The following is a 23,264-nucleotide window of genomic DNA, read 5'->3' on the forward strand; positions in this document are numbered from 1 at the left end:
ATTTAATTTTTAACCGACTAGTGACCAAAAAATTTTTAGTGGACACTAGTGTAATGGAATCATAAGTAACCAGATGTGAACTCTTAATTTGCTCTTCAGTTATAATTTTCATATCTTCTATATATGCTGTTTTCTCAAAGTTCTTGCAATGTGTTTACCAGTCTCTCGTTATCCGCTCTTCCCCTCACCGCTATCCTCACGTAATTTCCTCCTTGAAATGCCTTCTTTGTCCCGCAATCCTTTATTAGGATATTATGTTCTTTCAGGAGTATATCCGTCAAGTCGTGGGATGTAAAACGCCCTATTACTTCACACAAAAAGTAATTTGCTTCCGAGGGAATCACACGAAGAAAATCAATATCTTGAAGAGTCCGGAAAAAATGTTCGCGTTCAGCAATGAAGTCCCGACAAGCCTTTTGATAATCCTTTTCATACTTTCCATAAATCTGCATGTAGAACTCTGCAAATGAGTTGATATTCCAGATAGAAACATCCTTCCGCATTTTATTTATCAGCTCCATGTCCGAAGTCGCTGCCATTCCAAGACGCAGTCCCGGAACCCCGTACGACTTAGAGATACTCTTAATGACAACCAAATGAGGATTATCCGCCAACATCGGGTTGTTGAGTAACGATATATTTTCTCCACTACGGGCAAAATCGAGGAAAGACTCATCAATAATAAGACGAATACCACGTTCCCTACTCCATTCCAAGAGAACCATCACTTCGTCTTTTGATAATAAATTTCCCGAGGGATTATCCGGATTGATAATCAACAAGGCTTCCAAATCCTTATTTCCGAAAAAGTGGCGGATGTCTTCATTTGTATAGGAGAAATCCTTGTTCTGCGGAATATAGGCTACGATGTTCATCGTTTCTTTCCGATTGGGATACTCCTCAAATGTAGGATAAATCACTCCTACGTTTCCCTTCAAGTGTTCCATCAGGCTTTTTATCAGTTCGGCTGCCCCGTTGCCCACACAAACATATTGTTGTCTGATATTGAAATATTTGCCCATCAACAGTGCATTCACATTCATTCCCGATGGATATTCAGTGAGCAATGTATCAAAGTTGGCACGCAGTTCGTTTTTCATCTTTTCCGGAGGAAAGAACGGGTTTACCAGATAGCAGAAATCCAGTAGATGAGGAAAACGCCAGTAACCGCCATAACGCTGTTGATAGCGAGACAGTTTATCTCCGGACTCAGCAAATAGGGTTTCGGCAATATCCAAATCCTGTATATCATCCACCTCATACCACTTTTCCGTTTCTTTGAGTGGTATTCCTTTCAAGCCGGTTTTGTCCAGCATGGCCAGCACGCGGAGCACGGATTCATAATACTCATTATTTCCCATTGCTTTGCTATAGGCTTCCAGAAAAGGGATGTATTTTTCTTTGGAAAAACCTTTGCTGAACTTATATACATTGACCGTTTTGTAATAACGGCTAATGTCATTAAAATCGAATGCCGATTTAGGAATAAAGTTCACTATGTTTTCATCCTTATCCAGCAGAACTACCGTACCGTCCATCCAACTCTCAAATTTGGCTACGGCGGCCAGATTGGGACGGTTATCCTCTATCATCCGCTTGAATATATCCACACAGAATATCATATCCGACTCCACCAGCAGTGTATCATCTTCAGCCAATTCTTTCTTAGCAAGAGCCAGTGAATAAATATTGTTGGTTTGGTCGTATATGGGATTCTCCACATATACCAAAGGTATATCACCATAGCTGGTACCGAGATAGTCACGCAACTTCTTGCCTTCGTAACCAATAACCAGTACTATACGTTGCAAGGAGAGCTGCGATAATTGTTCCAGTAGGCGGTCAATGAGACGTATCCCATTGACCTTTACCATACATTTAGTGTTATTGCTTGTCAACTCTCCCAAGCGGCGGCCCAATCCGGCAGCCAATATAATAACTTGCATAAATTCAGTTCTTATTTAATAGAATTCTATGTACTTTATCGAAGATTTTGAGTAGTTTTTCTATCCTCCCGCCATCCCCATCCAAAACTCGCGGAATTCTTCTTCCGTCATGGCTTCTTGCAGATAATCAAGGAGTTTCAGGACACGGTCGTGTCTTATACCAGCCCTTTTTTAATCTTCTGATACGTACTGAGGCTCATGTGTACGGCTGCGCAAAGCCCCTTTTGCGTGATGTGCAGCTGCATGCGTGCATACTCGATTTTCTCTCCCCACAGAAGGGAGTCCAGCGAATGTTCAATCAAACAATTCATAATTTTAAGTTTAATATAATTAAAAATAACACAAATAGTGTATCAAGGTTACAGTAGAGGTGTAATACCTTACGAAAAAGAGTGTCTAACTTCACCGGAAATTTTAAAACAAAAAGCAATAATGAATGAATTCAGAATGTCTCTCTTCCTCGCACCCATATCACCGGTGAAGGACGATGAGACGGGAAAAGTAGTGAAGCCTGCAACACTGACTCCCTACAAAACAACTGACTTACAAGAAGTTTACAAAATCATCACCACAAACGAACAACTAAAGCAACTTACCGGGCAAGTGCGCATGGCTGTAGAAAGCGGCGACACACAAGCCTGCCGACGACTGAAGCAAGAGAACCTCCCCTACGTTACCCCCTGCGGCGTATTCACCCGCCGACGGAGCGACTGCCTGACGGAGACCTCCGGACTGGTGGTAGTGGATGTGGACCACCTCCAATCCCTCGCCGAAGCCGAAGCTTTGCGGCAAAGACTGTTCGATGACCCTTATCTCTGTCCCACCCTGGTATTCGTCAGCCCCACCGGAAGGGGGGTAAAGGCATTCGTTCCCTGCCTGCACGAGCAAAATCCTGTCGAGGGGATACAATGGGCCATGAACTACGTGCACTGCATGTACGACGCCGAAAACACGCAACCCGGACAAGGGGTGGACACGTCGGGAAAGGACGTGGTACGGGCGTGCTTCCTCTGCCACGATGAGGGGGCGCTGATGAAATTATAAATTACTAATTACTAAAACAATGGAATCATTATCTTCATTGCATCTGCTGACCGAAGCCGTCAGAGGTGCCGGAGCCGACATAGCCCCAACCTATCAAGAGTACATCCAACTTGCCTTTGCCATTGCCACAGATTGTGGAGAGGTCGGACGGCAAGATTTCCTGACCTTGTGCAGCCTATCGCCCAAGTACGACCGACGTGCCGCCGACAAGCTCTTCAGTAACGCCCTGCGTAACGGACGGAACAACGTCCATCTGGGCACCGCCTTCCACCTGGCCGAGCTGTGCGGCGTAAAGCTACGTTCCGATGTTCTGCCCGACACATACGCTACATCTACTCAAAAAGAGACTTCTTCTCAAAAAGGTGCAGGTGCAAAGGTGTACCCTTCTCCTCACACACACACGTGTACGCGTAAGGAGGAAGAAAATTCCGAAATGCCGGGCAGCGACCCGCGCGTCTCGCTGCCCACCTTCGACGGGCACTCCGGCTGGCCTTATCCCCTGGAGGAGATTTTGAAGGCGGGCACTTCACCTGCGCAGCGCGACGTGCTGCTCTTGGGCGCCCTCACCGTACTGGGGGCCGGCATGGGGCGCAACGTACGCAGCTCCTACGGAGGCAAGATGGTGTCTCCCAGCCTGCAGACCTTCGTCGTGGCGCTGCCCGCAGCCGGTAAAGGCATCCTCTCGCTGGTGAGGCTGCTGGCCGAACCCATCCACGACGAAATACGCCAGGCTGTCACTGAAAGCATGAAGAGCTACCGCCGCGAAAAAGCCGCATACGACGCCATGGGCAAAGAGCGCGGCAAAGCCGAAATACCCGAAATGCCGCTCAACAAGATGTTCCTTATCTCCGGTAACAACACCGGAACCGGCATCCTGCAAAATATCATCGACTCCGACGGCACCGGACTGATATGCGAAAGCGAGGCGGACACCATCTCTGCCGCCATCGGCTCGGAATACGGACACTGGAGCGACACCATGCGCAAGGCCTTCGACCACGACCGCCTCTCCTACAACCGACGCACCAACCAGGAATACCTCGAAGTGAAGAAGACCTACCTCTCCGTACTGCTTTCCGGCACTCCGGCACAAGTGAAACCGCTGATTCCCAGTTCCGAGAACGGACTATTCTCCCGCGAACTGTTCTACTACATGCCCGCCATACACCGCTGGCAGAGCCAGTTCGACAAAGACGACCACGACCTCGAGGAGACCTTCAGGGCCTTGGGCAGGGAGTGGAAAGAGAAGCGGGAGGAGATTGTTATGAACGGCATCTTCACCCTGCGCCTCACGGACGGACAGAAGGATGAATTCAACCGTATCTTCTCCGCCCTCTTCGTCCGCTCCGGACTTGCCAACGGCAACGAGATGTCCGGCAGCGTGGCGCGTCTCGCCATCAACATCTGCCGCATAATGGAGGTGGTGGCCATGCTTCGCGCACAAGAGCGGGGGGCAATCACTTCCTCTCCCTACGTCTCGCCCGACCCCGGTACCGCCGCAGACAATATCAAGGACCACATCGTCAGTCTGTGGGACCTCACCATCACTCCCGATGACTTCCATGCCGTGCTGGCACTAGCCGAAAGCCTTTACCGACACAGCACCCACATACTCTCCTTCCTGCCCAACAACGAAGTCGTCAGCCGCGGCAATGCCGACCGTGACGAGCTGATAGGCTGCATGAGCGAGGAGTTCACCCGCGCCTCCTATCTGCAGAAGGCAGAAGAGATGGGCATCAAGTTCGAGACTGCCACCAGCTGGCTGAAAAGGCTCTGCAAGAACGGACTGGTGGAGAAGACAGATGACAAGGGTGTCTATCGGAAACCGCAAGCATGACACCGGCCGCACCTCGCGCATACACACGTATGTGTGTGCGTGTGTGTGTAAGGAAGGCGGTGCACTTTTGCACCTTACACCCTTTAAACACCAAGGCACGGAGGCACAGAGTAAACCTCTATACTGTGTTCGTAAACCTCCACTCTGTGTCCGCAAACCCCAGCTTCAGGGTTCGCCCAGCGCAGCCACTATCAGCCCCACCTGGGCGGGTGTGTAGCTGCGCGAGCGGGCGGATCCGCCTTGTAACAGAAGATTCTCACGCAGACCCGGATAGAGGTCAATCCACTGCCGCAGTTTACGGAAAGCGGCGTCGGGGCAAAGATGGGGACTATAGAGCAGGGCCAGTTCGGTACGCCCGTAGGTACGGATTACAAAAGAGTTCATGGTTCTTGTATCTTGATTTATTTCTTACAAATATAGCCATAAAACACGACATGTTCAAACCCTGGAAGGTAAATAACCGGAGATAACCGACCATAACCGACACCAACCTACGATAACCCGTAAATGCCTATGGGCACCCCCTTATCTTTGCATTGTTGAATTCAACCCGAGAACATCCGATTTTAATTTTTAACTTTTAAATTTCAATTGTTTATGATTCGTTACAAAAAGTATCAAATGACGGGCGAGAACAGCCCGCTAAAAGGCCTCTGGTATGCGCGTCCCGTCATCGAAGAGACGTATGACACCGAACGTCTGGCAAAGCACATGGCAAACCACAACACCCCCTACTCTGCCGGTGTCGTCAAGGGGGTCCTTACCGACATGATTTCGTGCATCAAGGAGCTTATCCTTGACGGCAAGAATGTGAAGCTGGACGACCTCGCCATCTTCTCCGTAGGCATTGTCAGCAGGAAAGGGGCGGCATCGGCTGCCGACTTCACGCTGGCAGACAATGTGAAGGGCCTGAAGCTCCGTGCCCGTGCCACGGGGGAGTTGAGCAACGCACAAATCAACCTGGAAGGCCAGATGAAGGAGGCGGCAGTCTACAATCCCGACGGAGGTACCACCGAAGGCGGTGGCGGTAATCCGGGCGGAGGTTCGGACGGGGACCAGGGAGAGAATCCGCTGGGGTGAAAATAATTACAAATTATTAATTACTAATCACTATGGGAGAAACGAAAAAATCAAAATCCGTGTGGGGCATTGTCCTCAAAGTAATCATCACTGTGGCAACCGCTATTGCGGGGGCCTTAGGTTTCAGTTCCTGCAAGTAGCGTATGCGTACCGTTACACTGTTTGTTGTTCATTGCTCGGCCACGCCTCAAGGCGTGAGCCTGGGCTTTGAAGATTGCCGGAGAGACCACGTCCGTCACCGCGGGTTCAAGGATATCGGGTATCATTTCTACGTCACCCGTGACGGCGAGATTCACCGCGGTCGCCCGTTGGAGAAAATCGGTGCACATAGCCTCCATCACAACCGCCACTCCATCGGCATCTGCTATGAAGGGGGACTGGATGCCGCAAGTTGTCCTGCCGATACCCGCACGCTGGAACAGAAGGCTTCGTTGCTGGCACTGCTGCGAGAGTTGAAACGGGTCTTTCCACACGCACTGATTGTGGGGCACCATGATTTGAATCCGCAAAAGGATTGTCCGTGTTTCGATGCAGAAAAGGAGTATAGGGGGCTGTAGAAGGCTCCCTATTTTTCAGTTATACAATAACCTGATACTTCACTTCAGATTACAATCAATCAACTTATCAACCTCATTTATTAGGAATAATACTTGGGGATATAGATTATTCACTTCCTCTTTTGTAAACTCCCGGAAGTCATCATAATCACTTGCTTGTCGTTTATCATATATCTTGGAAAAAATGCGCCCACAATCAGAAGGCAACAAGTTTGTCTTTACAAAATGCAATCCGAAGGCTTGACGAACGCCCATGTGACTTTTCACTTCAATATTATTCAATATCAGCAATGCCGAAACTATATGAAAACAAGCATAATACATTCTATTGACAGTAGAATTCCACAACTCATTATCAATCAACACATCAACATCGTGTATCAAGTCATGCGCTTTTTGACGTCTGTAACAGACAATATCACGTTTTACATCTTCTTCCATTACAGTAGCACTCCGTCTTTCATTACATTATAGTAGAATAAGGTCTTTCTTTTGGCAGCTTCCCAAGCCCTACTGGTCATTACCACCGGGCTGATAACAGTACCTGTCTCTATCTCCAAGTCATATATCGGAGCTGTAATCACATCTTCCTCTGTAGGAGACAATACATCTTTATCAACCAGAATCAGAATGTCAATGTCGCTATTCTGTTTGTTATCCCCCCGTGCTTCGGAGCCATAAAGAATAGTTTGAGAGTTGGGAGCAACACTCTTTATTAAATTTTTCAGACGACCTACCACTTCTTTACGATTCATAAAATGATGCTTTATAGGGTTATGCCACAACAAAGATAATAAAAAATCTCCCAAAAGCAACTTATCTCGCCTTAAAAAACAATCACACGTACTCCCACGGATACGGATTATCCATCACATTGCGAAATTCGGCAATCGCCTCCTGCTGTTCGACGGAAAGCGTGGCAGAATCCCAGGAATTGATAATGGCTTGTGCTTCGTCGGCCAGCGGTTGGTCGAACACCTCGCCGTAGCAGGCGGTGAGCAGACGCAGTTTCAGCAGCGACGGGGGAAGCGCGTCGAGGATGTCCCAGCAGAGGTCCAGCACCTGCTGCATGTGTTCCTGCTTCTCACCGTGGTCGATAAAAGAGGTGTTGTAACCCATCAAAAGCGCGAGGTAGATGTTGGCCGTTTCTTCCGGATTGGCACCTTTTGTGCGCGAGGCATACAATGCCGTAGCCAGGCGATAGACTTCGCCATTACGACGTGACAAGTCGTCACTATACACCGGACTGCCGTCCGTACCTAAATACATCAGTTCGTGTGCGAGGCACTGGAGAGTGACCGCTTGTTCGGAAAGAGACATAGATAATTAAAAATTAAAAATTAAAAAATTAAAGTCAGCTGATTACTTCGATAAGGTCGGGATGGATGGTGGCCATGGCTACGACGATGACACCCTGCACCTCGATGACAACACGACGGTCGCGTGCACCTTTCACTTTCAGGAAGATACCCTCCTGCCCTTCGAATTCACCGCCCGTGATACGCACCTTGGTGCCTTTCTTCAGATTCACCTCCTCGGGCTTGAAGTAGAGAAGATGGTCGCTGTAACTGCCGGCAACGGCAATGAAGCGTTTCATTTGCTCGTCGGGAACAATGATTTTGCTGCCGGTGCAACGGTCGTTGATGTATTGCAGATAGGTGACCAGAGACTTGACACGCTTCACCTCTGAAGGACGTGCATGGACAAAGACCAGATTGCGTATAACGGGAACTTGAACACGGATTTTCTTTCCCCGCTTGACAACAGTTTCGTATCTCATAGGGACGAAACAGCCTAATTTCTCCTTTTCGAGCAGGCGGATAGCATCCAGCTCTCTGCGGTAGGTGGCACGCATGGCATGCCAAATTTCGGTCTCTTTCTCCTGCTCCATTCTCCTGTTTTTCTTATAGAAGGATATTCTTCCGGGGCTTTGAATTTCTCGCATCAAACTGAAATTCAATCATTTACAAGTGAATACCATAAAATATAACGGATTTTAGTATTCCTTTTATTCCAAATTTGTTCTGGTACACTTATCTTACAGATAAGATACTATAAACGAATGAGTTATATGCACACAGGTGTTTTTTAAACGTTCGTTTAAAAAACGTCAATATTTAGGAAGTGATAAAAGAGGATTTTATCTAAAAAATGGCAAGAAGTAAAAAAGATGTGTACTTCATTCAACATATTAATTAACAGTGATTTATATGGCATGAAAGTATTTTTATAGAATATTTTTATTAAACATTTTGTGGGATTCAAAAATACACCTTATCTTTGCGAACATTAAACGAACGTTTAAAAAACACCTCTCTTCTCACATTCATACCACTATTAATCAATCAATTACTAAGCAAAACAGATATTTTTCATCATTAGATACATATCACTACTTGCACCCTTTTTTCCGCACAAAAAACAGCTTTTATTATCCATAATAAAAGGGCTACACCTTTTCCTCCTCATGGTGTAGCCTTAAACACAAAAGGGTGTAGCTATCCAAGGCAAATGGTGTAGCCCTTCTTCAAAAAAGAGAGCCAAATAGGATAATAATAAAGAAAAATCAGTTAACTACTTTTCTTATAACTTTTTACCGCCCACAGATTGAAGACCAATGCAAAGACCAACACGGCTCCCAGTTGCGGAAGCAGTTCGGCAAATCCGCCACCACGGAGATAGATGGTACGCATCACCTCCACAAAATAGCGTAGCGGATTGATGCACGTAATCCATTGCGCCCACTCAGGCATACTGTGGATAGGGGTGAAAAGACCACTCATCAGAATAAGGATAAGCATGAAGAACCACATGACAAACATGGCCTGCTGCAACGTGGTCGAATGATTGGATATGACCAGCCCGAACCCCGACACCACCGGTAGAAAAAACAGCGCCATGCCGTAGATAGTGAGGAAATGTCCCGCCGGCAGAATGCCGTAAAGTACCCATGCCAGAACGAAACAGATGGTCAGCACCACAAAACCTATCAGCCAGTAAGGTATCAGCTTGGCGGCAATGAAAGTGAACTTGCCGACGGGGGTGACATTTATCTGCTCGATGGTGCCCGCCTCCTTCTCGCCCACCACATTGAGGGCAGGGAGAAAACCGCAAATCAGCGTCAGCAGCATTACCATGAGGGCAGGAATCATGAAAAGCTTGTAGTTCAGCGTGGGGTTGTAAAGATTCTGCGTAGTGATGTCCACCCGGGGAAGCGGCTTCCCGGCAAGCCCTTGCGAAGACGACTCCGAACCCAGTTCACGGGTATAGTCACTGATGATGGAAGACAAGTAGGATCCTCCCAGACTGCCCTTCGTGCCGTTCACGGCATTGGCCGCCACCAGCAGACGAGGCGCCTCTCCCTTCACCCAATCCTTTTCGAAATCACGGGGAATCTCCAGCACGACATCTGCCGAACCTGCTTCAATGGCCAGCAAAGCCTCATCGTATGTATCGGGAAGCGCTGTCAGGCAGAAATAAGTGGATGCACCGATTTTATCTACCAGACGGCGAGACAAGACGCTGTGGTCATTGTCCACTATATTCAGATTGATGTTCTTTATCTCCAGATTGGCGGCCCAGGGCATCAGTATCATAATCATGCACGGGAAAATGAAAATCAGCTTGGGCAGGAAGGAGTTGCGGAACAACTGCTTGAATTCCTTTTCAATGAGAAACTTTATCATAAGACGATATTTTAAAGATTTTAGACACAAGAACAAAAGAACAGATTTCCCGTATCCTTTTGTCCTTATGTTCTTCTGCCTGAATAATTAATACAAAATTCATATCCGCTCTTTACTCAAGCCGATGCTTGAATTTCTTGAAACTCACCGTTATCAGCAATACCGCCATCGTGGCAAGTATGCCGACCTCCATCAGCACAAGCGAAACATCCACTCCCTCAATCATCAGCTTACGCACCGCCTGGATATACCAGCGTGCAGGAAGCACAGCTGAAATGGCCTGCAGGATAACGGGCATACTCTCAATGGGGAATATCATGCCCGAAAGCAACATGGTGGGCATCATCAGCATCAGTCCGGACACCAGCATGGCGGCAACCTGCGTCCGGGTGACCGTGGAAATCAGCAGCCCCAGCGCCAGGGAGACAAAGATGAATAGCAGCGACACCACCACCAGCCAGAACAAGCTGCCCGCCACGGGAACATCGAGCACATAGACCGAAAGCAGAAGAATGGTGGTCAAGTTGACAAACGACAGCACAAAATAGGGCACCGCCTTTGCCAGAATGATGAAAAGCGGTTTGACGGGAGAAACCAGCAGGACCTCCATCGTCCCCGTCTCCTTCTCGCGCACAATGGAGATGGAGGTCATCATGGCGCAAATCAGCATCAGAATAAGCCCCATGACACCCGGCACGAAGTTGTAGGCACTCTTCATCTGCGGATTGTACAGCAGCTTGAGCTGGGGTACGATGGCAGCGGCATGCACTCCCGGCGGAAGCATCTCCTGCCCGGCAGAGGAAATGATGTTTGCGGCATAGCCTGCCTGCATAGTCGCCATATTGGGGTCTGTGGCGTCGGAGACAAGCTGCACGCGCGCCTCGCCGGTATAAAGCTTGTCCGAGAAACGCTCGCTGAAAACAAGCGCCATGTCAATCTCCCCTCTTCCGAAAGAAGCCTCCATATCGGCGGGAGAATGCAGGCGGCGGATGACGGTGAAGTATTCGCTTGCATCCATGCGGTCGATGATACGGCGGGTAACTACGTCATTCGACGGGTCGAGCACCGCCACACGCACGTTCTTCACCTCGGTGGTGATGGCAAAACCGAAAAGGATTATCTGCACGATGGGCATGCCCAGCAGAATCAGCATCGTGCGCCGGTCGCGGAAGATATGGAAGAACTCTTTTCGGATGAAAGATATGAATTGTTTCATTGTCTATATTTATATTTAGGCTCGGATAATGCGGATTTCACGGATTTTCAGTCGGCGGTTCGCACGGCTTGACGAGCCAGTTGTTGGAATACATCGTCCATCGTAGTGGCATTGAACTGCCGTTTCAGCTCCCCGGGAGTGTCGAGTGCACGGATGACGCCGTCTACCATGATGGAGATGCGGTCGCAATACTCTGCCTCGTCCATAAAGTGGGTGGTGACAAAGACGGTGATGCCCTCGTCGGCAGCCTGGTAAATCAGCTCCCAGAACTGGCGGCGCGTGGCAGGGTCCACCCCACCCGTAGGCTCATCCAGAAAGACAATCTTGGGACGGTGGAAGATGGAGACGGAGAAGGCCAGCTTCTGCTTCCAGCCCAGCGGAAGGCTTTTCACCAGTGTATCCCGTTCCTTTTCCAGCCCGAGGCGGAGGAGCAGCTCATCCGTCTTGGGGGCAATCTCCGCTTCGGGGATGCCGTAGATACCGGCAAAGAGGCGGATATTCTCCCACACCTTGAGGTCTTCGTAAAGGGAAAATTTCTGGCTCATGTAGCCGATGTTCTTCTTCACTTCTTCGGGTTGGGAAGCCACATCGAAACCTGCCACACATGCCTTGCCGCCGGTGGGGCGGCTAAGTCCCGTAAGCATGCGCATGGCGGTGGTCTTGCCTGCCCCGTTGGCTCCCAGGAAACCGAAAATCTCGCCCCGATGGACTTGGAAGGAGATGTGGTCTACAGCGGTGAAATTACCGAACCGCTTGGTCAACCCTTCCACTTCAATCACCTTGTTTTCGTGGTTTTCCACCCGTTCGTGCTGCAAGCCCGGAGGGCAGAGGATGCCCGCAAAGCGTGTCAGGATACGGTCGGGGGTATCGATGCCTTTTATCTCTCCTTCGTTGATGAAGGCGATGCGGTCGCATTGGCGCGCTTCGTCGATGATGGGGGTGGAAGCAATGATGGTGATACCCTGCTCCTTCAGTCGGCGAAGCATTCCCCAGAATTCCTTGCGGGACACGGGGTCGACGCCCGTAGTGGGTTCGTCCAGAAAGAGGACATCCGGTTTATGGATAAGGGCACAGCTAAGGGCGAGTTTCTGCTTCATGCCGCCGGACAACGCTCCGGCGCGGCGCTTGCGGAAAGGTTCTATCTGCCGGTAAATGTCGCGCACCAAATCATAATTCTCCTCGATGGTGGTGTGGAAGACGGTGGCGAAGAAATTGAGATTCTCCTCCACCGTCAAGTCCGGATAGAGGGAGAAGCGTCCGGGCATATACCCCACCCGCCTGCGGATGGCTTTGTAGTCCTTCACCACATCCAGACCGCAGACCGAGGCCGAGCCTCCGTCAGCAAGCAGCAAAGTGGTGAGGATGCGGAAAAGCGATGTCTTGCCCGCACCGTCCGGCCCGATGATGCCGAAAAGCTCACCGGGAGCCACTGACAGAGAGACACCCCGCAGGGCTTCCACGCTGCCGTAACGTTTGGAGATATTAGTTAAAGTTACAGCCTCCATACATTCCTATTTTCAGCATCCCGTCATTCTTCACGGCAATCTTTACAGCATAGACCAGATTGGCGCGCTCGTCTTTCGTCAGGATAGTTTTTGGAGTGAACTCGGACGTATCGGAAATCCAGGTGACGATGCCGGGGTATTCTTTCCGCACTTCCTTTCCATAATCCGCATAAACCTTCACTTGCTGCCCCAGCTTGATTTCGGCAAGCTGCTCGGAGGTGATGTAGGCACGGAGGTAAATCTGCTCCATATCCGCCACTTTGAAAAGAGGGGTGCCGGGAGCAGCCAGTTCTCCGGCTTCGGCATATTGGGCAAGGACGGTTCCCGTCAGCGGAGAGGTGATGTGGCATTTGCGCAACTGGTCTTCTATCTGCGCCACCTGGATGCCGACAGAGGAACTTTGCCACGTCAGGCTCCGGTCACTGTTGCGCAGGGTGGAGTTCTGTGCGTCGAGCTGCTTGCGGAGGACTTCGAGAAGGGACTCGGCATCATCCAGTTGCTTCTGGTTGGCGGCACCCACACGGAGCAGGTTGGACACACGGTCGCGCTCGCGCCGTGCCTGCACAATCTGTTCCTGAGTGGCGGCTACTTGCTTCAGGATATCAGGCCGCTGGCCTTCCACGGACTTGACACTGGCCTCCAACTGGAGTTTCTTCAGATAGAGTTGGACGGTATCTATAATGCCTACCTCCTGCCCGTCTTTCAGTGTCGTGCCTTCCTCGATGTCGAAACTCAGCAGTTTTCCAGACGCCTCGGCAGAAACGATGACTTCGGTAGCCTCGAACGTTCCCGTCGCATCATATTTCGGAGTACCGCCGGTACAGGCGGCAAGGAGAAATAAAAAAGGAAATAATTTCAATGATTTCATACTATTTCAAGTTATAAATTACGGATTATAGTCATTAATTGTTCAGCGTATATTTCAGCTGCCAGATGTTCATCAGCAACTGCACCTCATGCAATGCCTTGGTCTGTCGTGCCATACTTTCGTTGGTAATCTCCCGCAGCATATCGGTCACGGTCATTGTCCCGTTCTGCACCTTGGCCTCGGCTGCACGGCGGATATTCCCACGCAGACGGATAATCTCGTCATCATCCGCCATCTGGCGGCGCATGGATACAATGCCCGCATCCTGCTGCGTAGCCTGCAGGCGAATGTTGAAAAGGAACACATCCCGGCCGGTCTCTATCTGTTGGCGGGTATTGTCTATCCTGCGGCGGTCGTTCTTCAACGTATACAGACTGCCGAAATTCCAGGACATGCGCACCCCCGCCATGCAATAGGCGTTGAATTCATCTTTCAACATATTCAATCCCAGATTGCCGTATGCCCCTTGTACAAAAAGGCCGAAACGCGGCATCAACCGGGTGTTCAAGGCTGCCTCCTGCTGGTGGAGTTGCTCTCCCTGCGCATCGTACCAACGAAGTTCGGGACGGTTGTTCATCTGCCGGTCTATGTTTTCTTCGGCAGCCGGTTTCAATAAAACCGTTTCGGAAGAGAGATCCTTGCCCGTAAAGGCAGCAAGCATGCTGAGGTATGCACGGCGGGTGGTCTCCAATTCCACACGGTGCTGCCTGGTGTTCAGTTGCTCTACGCTGACTGCATCCAGGTCGCTCAGGGTGGCGATGCCATTGGCTATATAGTCGGCTACCTGCTTGTGGGTTCTTCCTAAATCTTCTTGCAAGAGGCTGTTCTGTTTCAGCTGTTCGTCCAACAGCAGGATGCCGAAAAAGAGCTGGTTCACCCGGTCAGTCAAGGCATACATGTCTACATGCTGTTTTTCCAGTTCCACTTCCGAGGCGGCACGCGTCAATCGTTTTCTGGAACGTATATCCCCACCATCCCAGAGGGTCTGCTGCACTTCGAGCATCACCTGGTACTGGTCTTTCGAAGCAGTCTTGATGTCAAGATTAGGGATTTCGACCGGTAGCCGGGTGATGTCACTCTGGTACGTGGCCTTGCCGGATAGGGAAAACTGGGGCAAGTAACCTTTTCCGGCATTGGAGAGGTCGTACCCGCGTGCCTTTTCTATCAGTCCGTATTGCCTGACCAACGGATAATTGTCTTGCGCCCGGCGCTGGCACTCTTCCAACGTGAGCTGGGCATGTGCCAGCATGGCGGCAAGAGAAAGGGTAAAAAAGAAAACGGTTCGTTTCATATCCATTCTGTTTCTTGTTTATTCTACATGGTTTTGTTCTATACACATGCAAAGATAAAGGCATAACCCTATAACCTTACAATCCATTTGTGCGCAAAGATGTTCTAATAGTACGACATTTCGTAGAAAAAGACAAATAATAGGAACACTTTATTATCTTTGCGGTGGAAATATACATTATTCATAAAGGGAAAGATATGGAAAAGAACAAACCGATAAGCGTCGCATTCGAGGACATCCGCAACAATCCGGATTTTATAGAACATTCCGAATACAGATTTATAAACGACGATTTGGGAATGGTCATCAGTTTTCAAGCAATGGGATTCAGGCTATTCCGCACCCAGCAACCTTATCGTGCCAAAGAAGGAAGGATTGTACGCATCATGCAAGGTAAGGGCCGAATCTCCATCAATCTTATCGAATATGAAGCTACAGCCCACGATATTATTATCATCCCTGACAATTCGCTGATAGAAATATCGGAAGTCAGTCCCGACTACGAATTCCAAGTCATCATGCCCACTGCCAATTTTCTGCCCGTACTACAGAATTCCATTCTTTCGGAAGCTTATACACGAAACGGAATCCGCCTTTCATGCAACAACGAGGAATGGGCACACATCAGCAGCTTCTTCTCTTTATTGTGGAATATACTACATTGTTTGCCCTACCGCCGCGGAGCTGTACAGCACTTGATTGTCTCACTTCTCTATAACCTTAAGTATATCCACGAGCACACATGCAAGTCAACTCCGTCACGCCTTTCACGCCAGGAAGAGCTATTCCGCCGCTTCATCGCTTTGGTGAACCAACACAGCAAGCACGAACGCAGCGTCAACTTCTATGCCGACAAACTATGCCTGACACCGCACTATCTGAGCTCGGTGATACGTGAAACAAGCGGACAAACCGTGATGCAATGGATTAATCAAGCAGTTATCCTCGAAGCCAAAGTATTGCTGAAACACAGTAATCTACTGGTGTTTCAAATATCAGACGAACTGAACTTTCCCAATCCGTCGTTCTTCTCGAAGTTCTTCAAACGTATGACGGGGATGACACCGGCGGAATACCAGAAACAAACCTGACCTCAAAACAGCTGTCCTATACGGGAGCCTGACGGTCCGTCGCAAGAGTCCGCTTCCAATGCCAGCATCCCTTGTTTGGCTGCCAGTCCACCGGCATAGCCTATCAGCGTATGGTTGCTGCCCACCACACGATGGCAGGGGATGAGTATGGAGAGGGCATTTGCCCCATTGGCAGCCGCCACCGCGCGTACGGCTTTCGGATTGCCCAGCTTTCGTGAAAGCTCGCCGTAGGACACTGTTTTTCCGTAAGGGATGTTCTGCAACTCCTGCCACACCGTCCGCTGGAATTCTGTTCCGACTGCAAGCAGTGGAACATCGAATATGGTCCGCTTACAGGCAAAATACTCATCCAACTGAATGATTGCCCTTGCAATCACTTCCGAAGTGCCTTCCTCATAATCGGCATGCAGCGCCTGCCGTATACGCTTATCAACGGGTACTCTACGTTTCTCGTTCAGCATCCAGTCGCATAGGCAGAGTTTATCGCCGAAAGAGCCGAGGAGCAACTCGCCATAAGGAGATTGATAGTATTGGGTCAAAATTGTTTCCATCGAACTTAGTTTTCAGCAAAGATAGCAAATTAAATCATCATTTGTACTCCGCCCACGACTTGATAGCCAAATCATCCGGCATCATCGTGCAGAATGCATTGATGAACGCACTTGCCAGACGGGCATTCGTTATCAACGGAATATTGAGGTCGATGGCGGCACGGCGTATCTTGTAGCCGTTATCCAACTCGCCTGCGGTGAGGTTCTTCGGAATATTGACCACCATGTCTATCTCCTTGCGGTGCAGCATGTCGAGTGCCTGCGGCTGGCGTTCGGGTTCGCTGGGCCAGTAGACGCGCGTATTCTCCACACCGTTCTCCGTAAGGAAGTTGCTGGAACCACCCGTGGCAAATATCTTATACCCCTTCTTCTGAAGCATACGCGCGGCAGAAAGCATGTCCACTTTCTGCTTCGGAGTACCGGTAGAAAGCAGGATATTTTTCTCTGGAATACGATATCCCACGGAGAGCATCGCCTTGAGAATGGCGCAGGAAGTATCGCTGCCGATGCAACCCACCTCGCCCGTGCTTGCCATATCCACACCCAGTACCGGGTCGGCCTTCTGCAGACGGTTGAAGGAGAACTGGCTCGCCTTGATGCCTACGTAATCCAAATCGAACAGATTCTTGTCCGGCTTCTGTACCGGAATGCCGAGCATCACCTTCGTGGCAAGTTCAATAAGGTTTATCTTCAGCACCTTGCTGACAAACGGGAACGAACGGCTGGCACGGAGGTTGCACTCAATCACCTTGATGTCGTTCTCGCGTGCCAGATACTGGATATTGAACGGACCGGAGATGTTCAGCTCACGGGCAATCTCGCGGCTGATGCGCTTGATGCGGCGCACCGTCTCCACATACAACTTTTGTGGCGGGAACTGGATAGTGGCGTCACCGGAATGCACTCCGGCAAACTCGATATGCTCACTGATGGCGTACGCGATAATCTCTCCATCTTGCGCCACAGCATCCATCTCCACCTCCTTGGCATGCTCAATGAACTGGCTCACCACTACGGGATGTTTCTTGCTGACATTCGCCGCCAGCTTCAGGAAGCGTTCCAGCTCCTCCCGGTTGGAACAGACGTTCATCGCAGCGCCGGACAATACGTAGGAAGGACGGACCAATACCGGGAAGCCCACCTTATCCACAAAGGCGTTGATGTCCTCCAGGGAGGTCAGCGCCCGCCATTCGGGTTGGTCTACACCAATGCGGTCGAGCATGGCGGAGAACTTGTCACGGTCTTCGGCATTGTCGATGCTCCTGGCGCTTGTGCCGAGAATAGGTACCTTCTGCGCATCGAGGCGCAGGGCAAGGTTATTCGGTATCTGACCACCGGTAGAGACAATCACCCCGTGGGGATTCTCCAGTTCGAGAATATCCATCACGCGCTCGAAGGTGAGCTCGTCGAAGTAAAGACGGTCGCACATGTCATAGTCCGTAGACACGGTTTCGGGGTTGTAGTTTATCATGACACTGCGGTAGCCTTCCTGGCGGATGGTGTTCAGGGCCTGCACGCCGCACCAGTCGAACTCTACGGAAGAACCGATGCGGTAGGCGCCGGAGCCCAATACGACGATGGACTTGTGGTCGCCGAGGTAACGGACATCATTTGCCGTGCCGCTATACGTTAGGTAGAGATAGTTGGTCTGTGCGGGATATTCGGCGGCAAGGGTATCTATCTGCTTCACTACGGGCAGAATGCCTGCACTCTTGCGGAAATTGCGGACGGCAAGGATGGCTTCTTCGCCGTCCATTGCTTGTTCCAAGCCGAGGGCACGGGCTATCTGGAAATCAGAGAAGCCTTGTACTTTGGCTTTACGCAACAAGTCCACGGGAATCATTGGCAACTCTCCATCAGCCATAAAAGAGTGCAGTTCCCTGCTGGTATCCATGATGTTCATCAACTTCTCCAGGAACCAACGGTCTATCTTGGTCAATTCGTGCACCTGGTCCACCGTATACCCGGCACGGAAGGCTTTGGAGATGACAAAGATACGTTTGTCGGTAGGTTCGCGCAGAGCCTTGTCCAAATCGGCAATCACCAGTTCCTTGTTCTCTACGAAGCCGTGCATGCCCTGGCCTATCATGCGAAGCCCCTTCTGGATGGCTTCCTCGAAAGTACGGCCGATAGCCATCACCTCGCCTACCGACTTCATGCTTGAACCCAGCTCTTTGTCCACCCCGTGGAACTTGCCCAAATCCCAACGCGGTATCTTGCAGACCACATAGTCCAGGGCGGGTTCGAAGAAAGCGCTTGTAGTCTTTGTCACAGAGTTGTTCAAGTCGAACAAGCCATAGCCCAAGCCGAGTTTTGCCGCTACAAACGCCAACGGATAACCCGTTGCTTTAGAGGCAAGTGCAGACGAACGGCTCAAGCGTGCATTTACCTCGATTACCCGGTAGTCCTCGCTCATCGGGTCGTAGGCATACTGCACGTTACACTCTCCCACAATGCCGATGTGACGGATAATGCGGATAGCAAGTTCACGCAATTTATGATAGTCCGTATTGCTCAACGTCTGTGACGGGGCAATAACGATGGACTCACCTGTATGGATGCCCAGGGGGTCGAAGTTCTCCATGTTGCAGACCGTGATGCAGTTGTCGAAGCGGTCGCGCACCACCTCGTATTCCACTTCCTTCCATCCCTTCAGCGATTTCTCCACCAGCACCTGTGGGGAGAAGGAGAAGGCTTTCTCCACCAGCACATTCAGCTCTTCTTCATTGTCGCAGAAGCCCGAACCCAGTCCGCCAAGCGCATATGCGGCACGGACAATGACCGGGTATCCCAGTTCCCGGGCTGCGCGACGGGCATCCGCCGCATTCTCCACGGCTTCGCTCTTGATGGTCTTCACATCAATCTCATTCAGTTTCTGCACAAAGATTTCACGGTCCTCCGTGTCAATGATGGCCTGCACGGGAGTGCCGAGAACCGTCACGCCGTACTTCTCGAAAATCTTGTCTTTATAGAGGGAGACACCGCAGTTCAGTGCCGTCTGTCCGCCAAAAGCAAGCATGATGCCGTCCGGGCGCTCCTTCTCTATCACCTTCTCCACGAAGTAAGGAGTGACGGGCAGGAAGTAAATCTGGTCGGCAACTCCTTCCGAGGTCTGTACCGTGGCAATGTTCGGATTGATGAGAACCGTGTAGATGCCTTCCTCCTTCAATGCCTTGAGCGCCTGCGAACCGGAGTAGTCAAATTCTCCTGCCTCACCGATTTTCAGTGCGCCGGAACCGAGCAGCAGGACTTTCTTTATATTGTTTTCTTTCATTTGCATATCTGTTTATTAAAAATGTAATAGTAGTAATAAAACCTTATCTTTCTCTTACCTTACACAATCAGTCACTAATTGAATGGCATTCAGTATAGGACTGAAAGGTATTCACTCTGGGACTGAATGACATTCAGTATGGGACTCATTATACCGTCTTTTACATACTGATTATCAAGAGATTATGAACGCAATCATTCTTGATAAAATTCTCTTACTAAAGCAACTTCACAAAGTCATCAAAAAGAAACTCCGTATCCGTCGGCCCGCTGGCAGCTTCGGGATGAAACTGTGCGGAGAACCAGGGATTGCGTTTGTGGCGGATTCCTTCATTAGAACCATCGTTCATATTGATGAAAAGCGGTTCCCAGTCTTCTGTCAGCGTGTTGTTGTCTACGGCATACCCATGATTCTGTGAGGTGATGAAGCAACGTTCCGTACCCACCATACGCACCGGTTGGTTATGGCTGCGGTGGCCGTATTTCAATTTGTATATCTTGGCGCCCCCAGCTTTGGAAAGCAACTGGTTTCCCATACAGATGCCGAAGATGGGCAGTTTCTCGTTCTGCATTGCCTTGCGGATATGCTGCACGGCAGCATCGCAGGTATCGGGGTCGCCAGGGCCGTTGGAGATGAACAACCCGTCGAACTCCATCCCAGTATAATCATAGTCCCAGGGAACGCGAATCACTTCCACGTCACGTTTCAGCAGGCAGCGGATGATGTTATGCTTGACGCCGCAATCCACAAGGAGCACTTTCTTCTTACCGGTTCCTTCGTTGTAACGGATAACCTCCTTGCAGCTAACTTTATCCACATAATTCACATCGGCATAAGAGGCCTCAGGCATTTCATCCGATTCATCATCAAAGGCGATACGTCCCATCATCACCCCATGCTCGCGAAGCACCTTTGTCAGTTCGCGGGTATCGATGCCCGTGATGCCCGGAATCTGTTCGCGTTTCAGCCAGTCACCGAGACTTTCCACCGCATTCCAATGGCTATAATTTTCACTATAATCGCTTACAATAATGGCTTCGGCATGGATATGCTCGCTCTCCATAAAAGTGGCAAGCCCATTCGGTTCGAGAGTAAAAGGCGGCACACCGTAATTGCCCACCAACGGATAGGTGAGCGTCATCAGCTGTCCGGCATACGAAGGGTCGGTCAGGCTTTCGGGATAACCCGTCATGGCTGTGTTGAAGACCACCTCTCCCGCTACCGGTTTTTCAAAGCCGAACGACTTGCCGTGGAAGCGGCTCCCGTCGTCGAGGATTAGAGTTACATTTCTCATTGATTCAATTAAAATTGATAAACTTGTTCTATATAATCAATAAATGCCTTGTTCAGCAGCTTCACACCGCCCGGCGTAGGATAATCGCCGCTGAAGTACCAGTCACCCGGATGCTTGGGGCAGGCCTCATGCAGCCCCTCGAGAGGCTGGTAGACAATCTGCACTTTGGCTTTCGTCCCTTTCGGAGTAAGAAGCTCCACCATCTTGGCAGAGATTTCCTCATCAGTGAAAGGAGCATAAATCTCCTTCACGTAATTCACCATCTGTTCTTTGGGCAGGCCTACCTGCTCCTTGGACTTGCGGTAGGCGGCGGCAATTACATCGCGCATCTCGCGCTCCTTCAGCAGTTCCACAGCAGCCTTGAAGGCGATGAATTCGCTCATCTTAGCCATATCGATGCCATAGTAGTCGGGATAGCGCACCTGCGGTGAAGAGCTTACAATGACTATCTTCTTCGGCTCCAGACGGTCAAGGATACCGATGATGCTCTGCTTCAGGGTGGTTCCGCGCACTATCGAGTCGTCGATGATGACCAGATTATCCACTCCCGGGACAAGGCTTCCGTAAGTGATGTCGTACACATGGGCGGCAAGGTCGTTCCGGCTGTTTCCTTCGGCAATGAAGGTACGCAGCTTGATGTCCTTGATGGCTACCTTCTCGCTCCGTATGCGCCGCGACAAGATATGCTCCAGTTCGTCGTGGCTGGGACTATGCCCCAAGGCGGCAATCTGCTGCACCTTCTCCTCGTTGAGGTAGTCGTCCAATCCCTGCAACATACCGTAGAAGGCGACTTCCGCCGTATTGGGGATGAAGGAGAAGACGGTATGGTCCACATCGTTGTCGATGGCTTTCAATATGTTGGGTACAAGTTTCTCACCCAGCAGTTTACGTTCCCGGTAAATGTCCACATCACTGCCCCGGCTGAAGTAGATGCGCTCGAAGGAACAAGGTTTCACCTCGCGCGGCTTGTTGATTTGCACGGTGCGCACCTTGCCGGCCTTGTTGATAAACATGGCTTGTCCGGGTTGCAGCTCCTTGATGGATTCGACAGGAACATTAAGGGCTGTCTGTATCACGGGACGTTCGCTGGCAAGCACCGCTATCTCGTCGTCCTGATACCAGAAGGCTGTACGGATGCCCCATGGGTCGCGTACGGCAAAAGTCTCTCCGCTTCCGGTAAGTCCGCACATCACGTATCCCCCGTCCCACTCCTTGCTCGAAGTACGCAGTACGTTGGCAAGGTCGATGTGGTTTTCTATATAACGGGTGATGTCCATGCCTGCCAGCCCTTCCGCTTCGGCAAGGTTGAAGAGGCGCTCCACTTCGCGGTCGAGGCGATGTCCCAACTGCTCCAGCATGATGTAGGTATCGGCATATTTGCGCGGATGCTGGCCGATGGCGGTAATGCGTGCGAAGATTTCATCCACATTCGTCATGTTGAAGTTGCCGCAGAGGGCAAGATTCTTGGCACGCCAGTTGTTTCTCCGGAGGAACGGGTGCACGTACGAGATGCCGGACTTTCCGGTAGTGGAGTAACGCAGGTGTCCCATATAGACCTCCCCTGCAAAGGGCAGCACACGCTTGGCATAGTCCGCATCATGCAGCTGTTCCTTGGTCAAGTCCTTGAAGTGACCCTGCACCGTACCGAAAATTTCGGTAATGGCGCCCGAGCCGAGAGCACGCTCACGGAACATATATTCCTCGCCGGGACTGGCTTCCAGTTTCACGCAGGCCAGTCCGGCACCTTCCTGCCCACGGTTGTGTTGTTTCTCCATCAGGAGATAGAGCTTGTTGAGTCCGTACATCCATGTTCCGTACTTCTCTTCATAGTACTCCAGCGGTTTCAGCAGGCGTATCATGGCGACGCCGCATTCATGCTTCAGTTGTTCCATCTATTTATTTACAATTTACCATTTACAATGTACAATTTTAAGTGTACAATTTTCTTTTCCTTATTATAGCATACAATTACCATTTACATTTACCCCTCCCAAGCGCAGCCCCATTGTACATTGTAAATGGTA

General features: G+C 50.3%; 22 protein-coding genes. 6 read left to right on the top strand and 16 right to left on the bottom strand.

Annotated elements, in window-relative coordinates; genetic code table 11:
* Positions 1–134: 134 nt before the first annotated feature.
* Together DW039_RS18415 and DW039_RS18420 are read right to left on the bottom strand one after the other, a co-directional pair.
* Entirely contained in the window at positions 135–1,946 is a 1,812-nt protein-coding gene (locus tag DW039_RS18415; protein ID WP_120382212.1) for an aminotransferase class I/II-fold pyridoxal phosphate-dependent enzyme, read from the bottom strand.
* Positions 1,947–2,101: 155 nt separating this feature from the next.
* A complete protein-coding gene (locus DW039_RS18420; protein ID WP_120128804.1) occupies positions 2,102–2,257 on the bottom strand; it encodes a helix-turn-helix transcriptional regulator in 156 nt (51 codons plus the stop codon).
* A 121-nt stretch (positions 2,258–2,378) separates the two neighbouring features.
* Here DW039_RS18420 and DW039_RS18425 point away from each other — a divergent pair, with 121 nt between their 5' ends.
* On the top strand, positions 2,379–2,990 hold the full coding sequence (locus DW039_RS18425) for a BT4734/BF3469 family protein (RefSeq protein WP_305764566.1): 612 nt from the start codon (positions 2,379–2,381) through the stop codon (positions 2,988–2,990).
* A 19-nt stretch (positions 2,991–3,009) separates the two neighbouring features.
* The gene (locus DW039_RS18430) at positions 3,010–4,827 is read left to right on the top strand and encodes a DUF3987 domain-containing protein (protein ID WP_120382213.1); all 1,818 of its coding nucleotides are present in this window, start codon (positions 3,010–3,012) and stop codon (positions 4,825–4,827) included.
* 165 nt (positions 4,828–4,992) lie between these two features.
* On the opposite strand, the gene DW039_RS18435 is transcribed toward DW039_RS18430, so the two are convergent.
* Positions 4,993–5,211 carry a DUF4248 domain-containing protein gene (locus DW039_RS18435; RefSeq protein WP_117681711.1) on the bottom strand — a complete coding sequence of 73 codons (219 nt, stop codon included), beginning with the start codon at positions 5,209–5,211 and terminating at the stop codon, positions 4,993–4,995.
* Positions 5,212–5,424: 213 nt separating this feature from the next.
* On the opposite strand from DW039_RS18435, the gene DW039_RS18440 reads away from it, so the two are divergent.
* The 3 genes from DW039_RS18440 to DW039_RS18445 are packed head-to-tail and all read left to right on the top strand — an operon-like array spanning position 5,425 to position 6,464.
* Entirely contained in the window at positions 5,425–5,907 is a 483-nt protein-coding gene (locus DW039_RS18440) for a DNA-binding protein (RefSeq protein WP_120128798.1), read from the top strand.
* Between the two features lie 32 nt (positions 5,908–5,939).
* Positions 5,940–6,047, top strand: coding sequence for a smalltalk protein (locus DW039_RS21000; protein WP_151874538.1), 108 nt, complete (start codon positions 5,940–5,942; stop codon positions 6,045–6,047).
* A 3-nt stretch (positions 6,048–6,050) separates the two neighbouring features.
* Positions 6,051–6,464 carry an N-acetylmuramoyl-L-alanine amidase gene (locus tag DW039_RS18445; RefSeq protein ID WP_120382214.1) on the top strand — a complete coding sequence of 138 codons (414 nt, stop codon included), beginning with the start codon at positions 6,051–6,053 and terminating at the stop codon, positions 6,462–6,464.
* Positions 6,465–6,503: 39 nt separating this feature from the next.
* On the opposite strand, the gene DW039_RS18450 is transcribed toward DW039_RS18445, so the two are convergent.
* The 9 genes from DW039_RS18450 to DW039_RS18490 all read right to left on the bottom strand — a co-directional run bounded on the left by DW039_RS18450 (position 6,504) and on the right by DW039_RS18490 (position 15,036).
* Positions 6,504–6,905 (bottom strand): HEPN domain-containing protein, encoded by a 402-nt coding sequence (locus DW039_RS18450; RefSeq protein ID WP_117681684.1) that lies wholly within the window; start codon positions 6,903–6,905, stop codon positions 6,504–6,506.
* A complete protein-coding gene (locus DW039_RS18455; RefSeq protein WP_371682774.1) occupies positions 6,905–7,279 on the bottom strand; it encodes a nucleotidyltransferase domain-containing protein in 375 nt (124 codons plus the stop codon). Before DW039_RS18455 ends, DW039_RS18450 begins: the two co-directional genes overlap by 1 nt.
* 22 nt (positions 7,280–7,301) lie before the next feature.
* Positions 7,302–7,784 (bottom strand): UpxZ family transcription anti-terminator antagonist, encoded by a 483-nt coding sequence (locus tag DW039_RS18460; protein WP_120382215.1) that lies wholly within the window; start codon positions 7,782–7,784, stop codon positions 7,302–7,304.
* 34 nt (positions 7,785–7,818) lie between these two features.
* On the bottom strand, positions 7,819–8,355 hold the full coding sequence (locus DW039_RS18465; protein ID WP_117681681.1) for a UpxY family transcription antiterminator: 537 nt from the start codon (positions 8,353–8,355) through the stop codon (positions 7,819–7,821).
* A 679-nt stretch (positions 8,356–9,034) separates the two neighbouring features.
* Positions 9,035–10,150, bottom strand: a complete 1,116-nt coding sequence (locus DW039_RS18470) for an ABC transporter permease (protein ID WP_117703283.1) — start codon at positions 10,148–10,150, stop codon at positions 9,035–9,037.
* A gap of 112 nt (positions 10,151–10,262) precedes the next feature.
* Positions 10,263–11,366, bottom strand: coding sequence for an ABC transporter permease (locus DW039_RS18475; RefSeq protein ID WP_044468708.1), 1,104 nt, complete (start codon positions 11,364–11,366; stop codon positions 10,263–10,265).
* Positions 11,367–11,413: 47 nt separating this feature from the next.
* On the bottom strand, positions 11,414–12,871 hold the full coding sequence (locus DW039_RS18480; protein ID WP_016273870.1) for an ATP-binding cassette domain-containing protein: 1,458 nt from the start codon (positions 12,869–12,871) through the stop codon (positions 11,414–11,416).
* A complete protein-coding gene (locus DW039_RS18485) occupies positions 12,849–13,739 on the bottom strand; it encodes an HlyD family secretion protein (protein ID WP_009038348.1) in 891 nt (296 codons plus the stop codon). The genes DW039_RS18480 and DW039_RS18485 overlap by 23 nt, the downstream gene beginning before the upstream one ends.
* Before the next feature lie 34 nt (positions 13,740–13,773).
* Positions 13,774–15,036, bottom strand: a complete 1,263-nt coding sequence (locus DW039_RS18490; protein ID WP_120382216.1) for a TolC family protein — start codon at positions 15,034–15,036, stop codon at positions 13,774–13,776.
* 191 nt (positions 15,037–15,227) lie between these two features.
* Here DW039_RS18490 and DW039_RS18495 point away from each other — a divergent pair, with 191 nt between their 5' ends.
* Positions 15,228–16,121 (top strand): AraC family transcriptional regulator, encoded by an 894-nt coding sequence (locus tag DW039_RS18495; RefSeq protein WP_005837252.1) that lies wholly within the window; start codon positions 15,228–15,230, stop codon positions 16,119–16,121.
* A gap of 2 nt (positions 16,122–16,123) precedes the next feature.
* Here the strand turns inward: DW039_RS18495 and DW039_RS18500 are convergent, their stop codons facing one another.
* The 4 genes from DW039_RS18500 to DW039_RS18515 all read right to left on the bottom strand — a co-directional run bounded on the left by DW039_RS18500 (position 16,124) and on the right by DW039_RS18515 (position 23,132).
* Entirely contained in the window at positions 16,124–16,672 is a 549-nt protein-coding gene (locus DW039_RS18500; protein ID WP_005837253.1) for a methylated-DNA--[protein]-cysteine S-methyltransferase, read from the bottom strand.
* 37 nt (positions 16,673–16,709) lie between these two features.
* Positions 16,710–19,946, bottom strand: coding sequence for a carbamoyl-phosphate synthase (glutamine-hydrolyzing) large subunit (gene carB, locus DW039_RS18505; protein WP_035448620.1), 3,237 nt, complete (start codon positions 19,944–19,946; stop codon positions 16,710–16,712).
* A 217-nt stretch (positions 19,947–20,163) separates the two neighbouring features.
* The gene (gene carA / locus DW039_RS18510; RefSeq protein ID WP_008664430.1) at positions 20,164–21,240 is read right to left on the bottom strand and encodes a glutamine-hydrolyzing carbamoyl-phosphate synthase small subunit; all 1,077 of its coding nucleotides are present in this window, start codon (positions 21,238–21,240) and stop codon (positions 20,164–20,166) included.
* 8 nt (positions 21,241–21,248) lie between these two features.
* Entirely contained in the window at positions 21,249–23,132 is a 1,884-nt protein-coding gene (locus DW039_RS18515; RefSeq protein ID WP_005837255.1) for an amidophosphoribosyltransferase, read from the bottom strand.
* Between the last annotated feature and the right edge of the window lie 132 nt (positions 23,133–23,264).

The organism is Bacteroides sp. AF39-16AC (assembly GCF_003602735.1).
Taxonomy (GTDB): Bacteria; Bacteroidota; Bacteroidia; order Bacteroidales; family Bacteroidaceae; genus Bacteroides; species Bacteroides uniformis.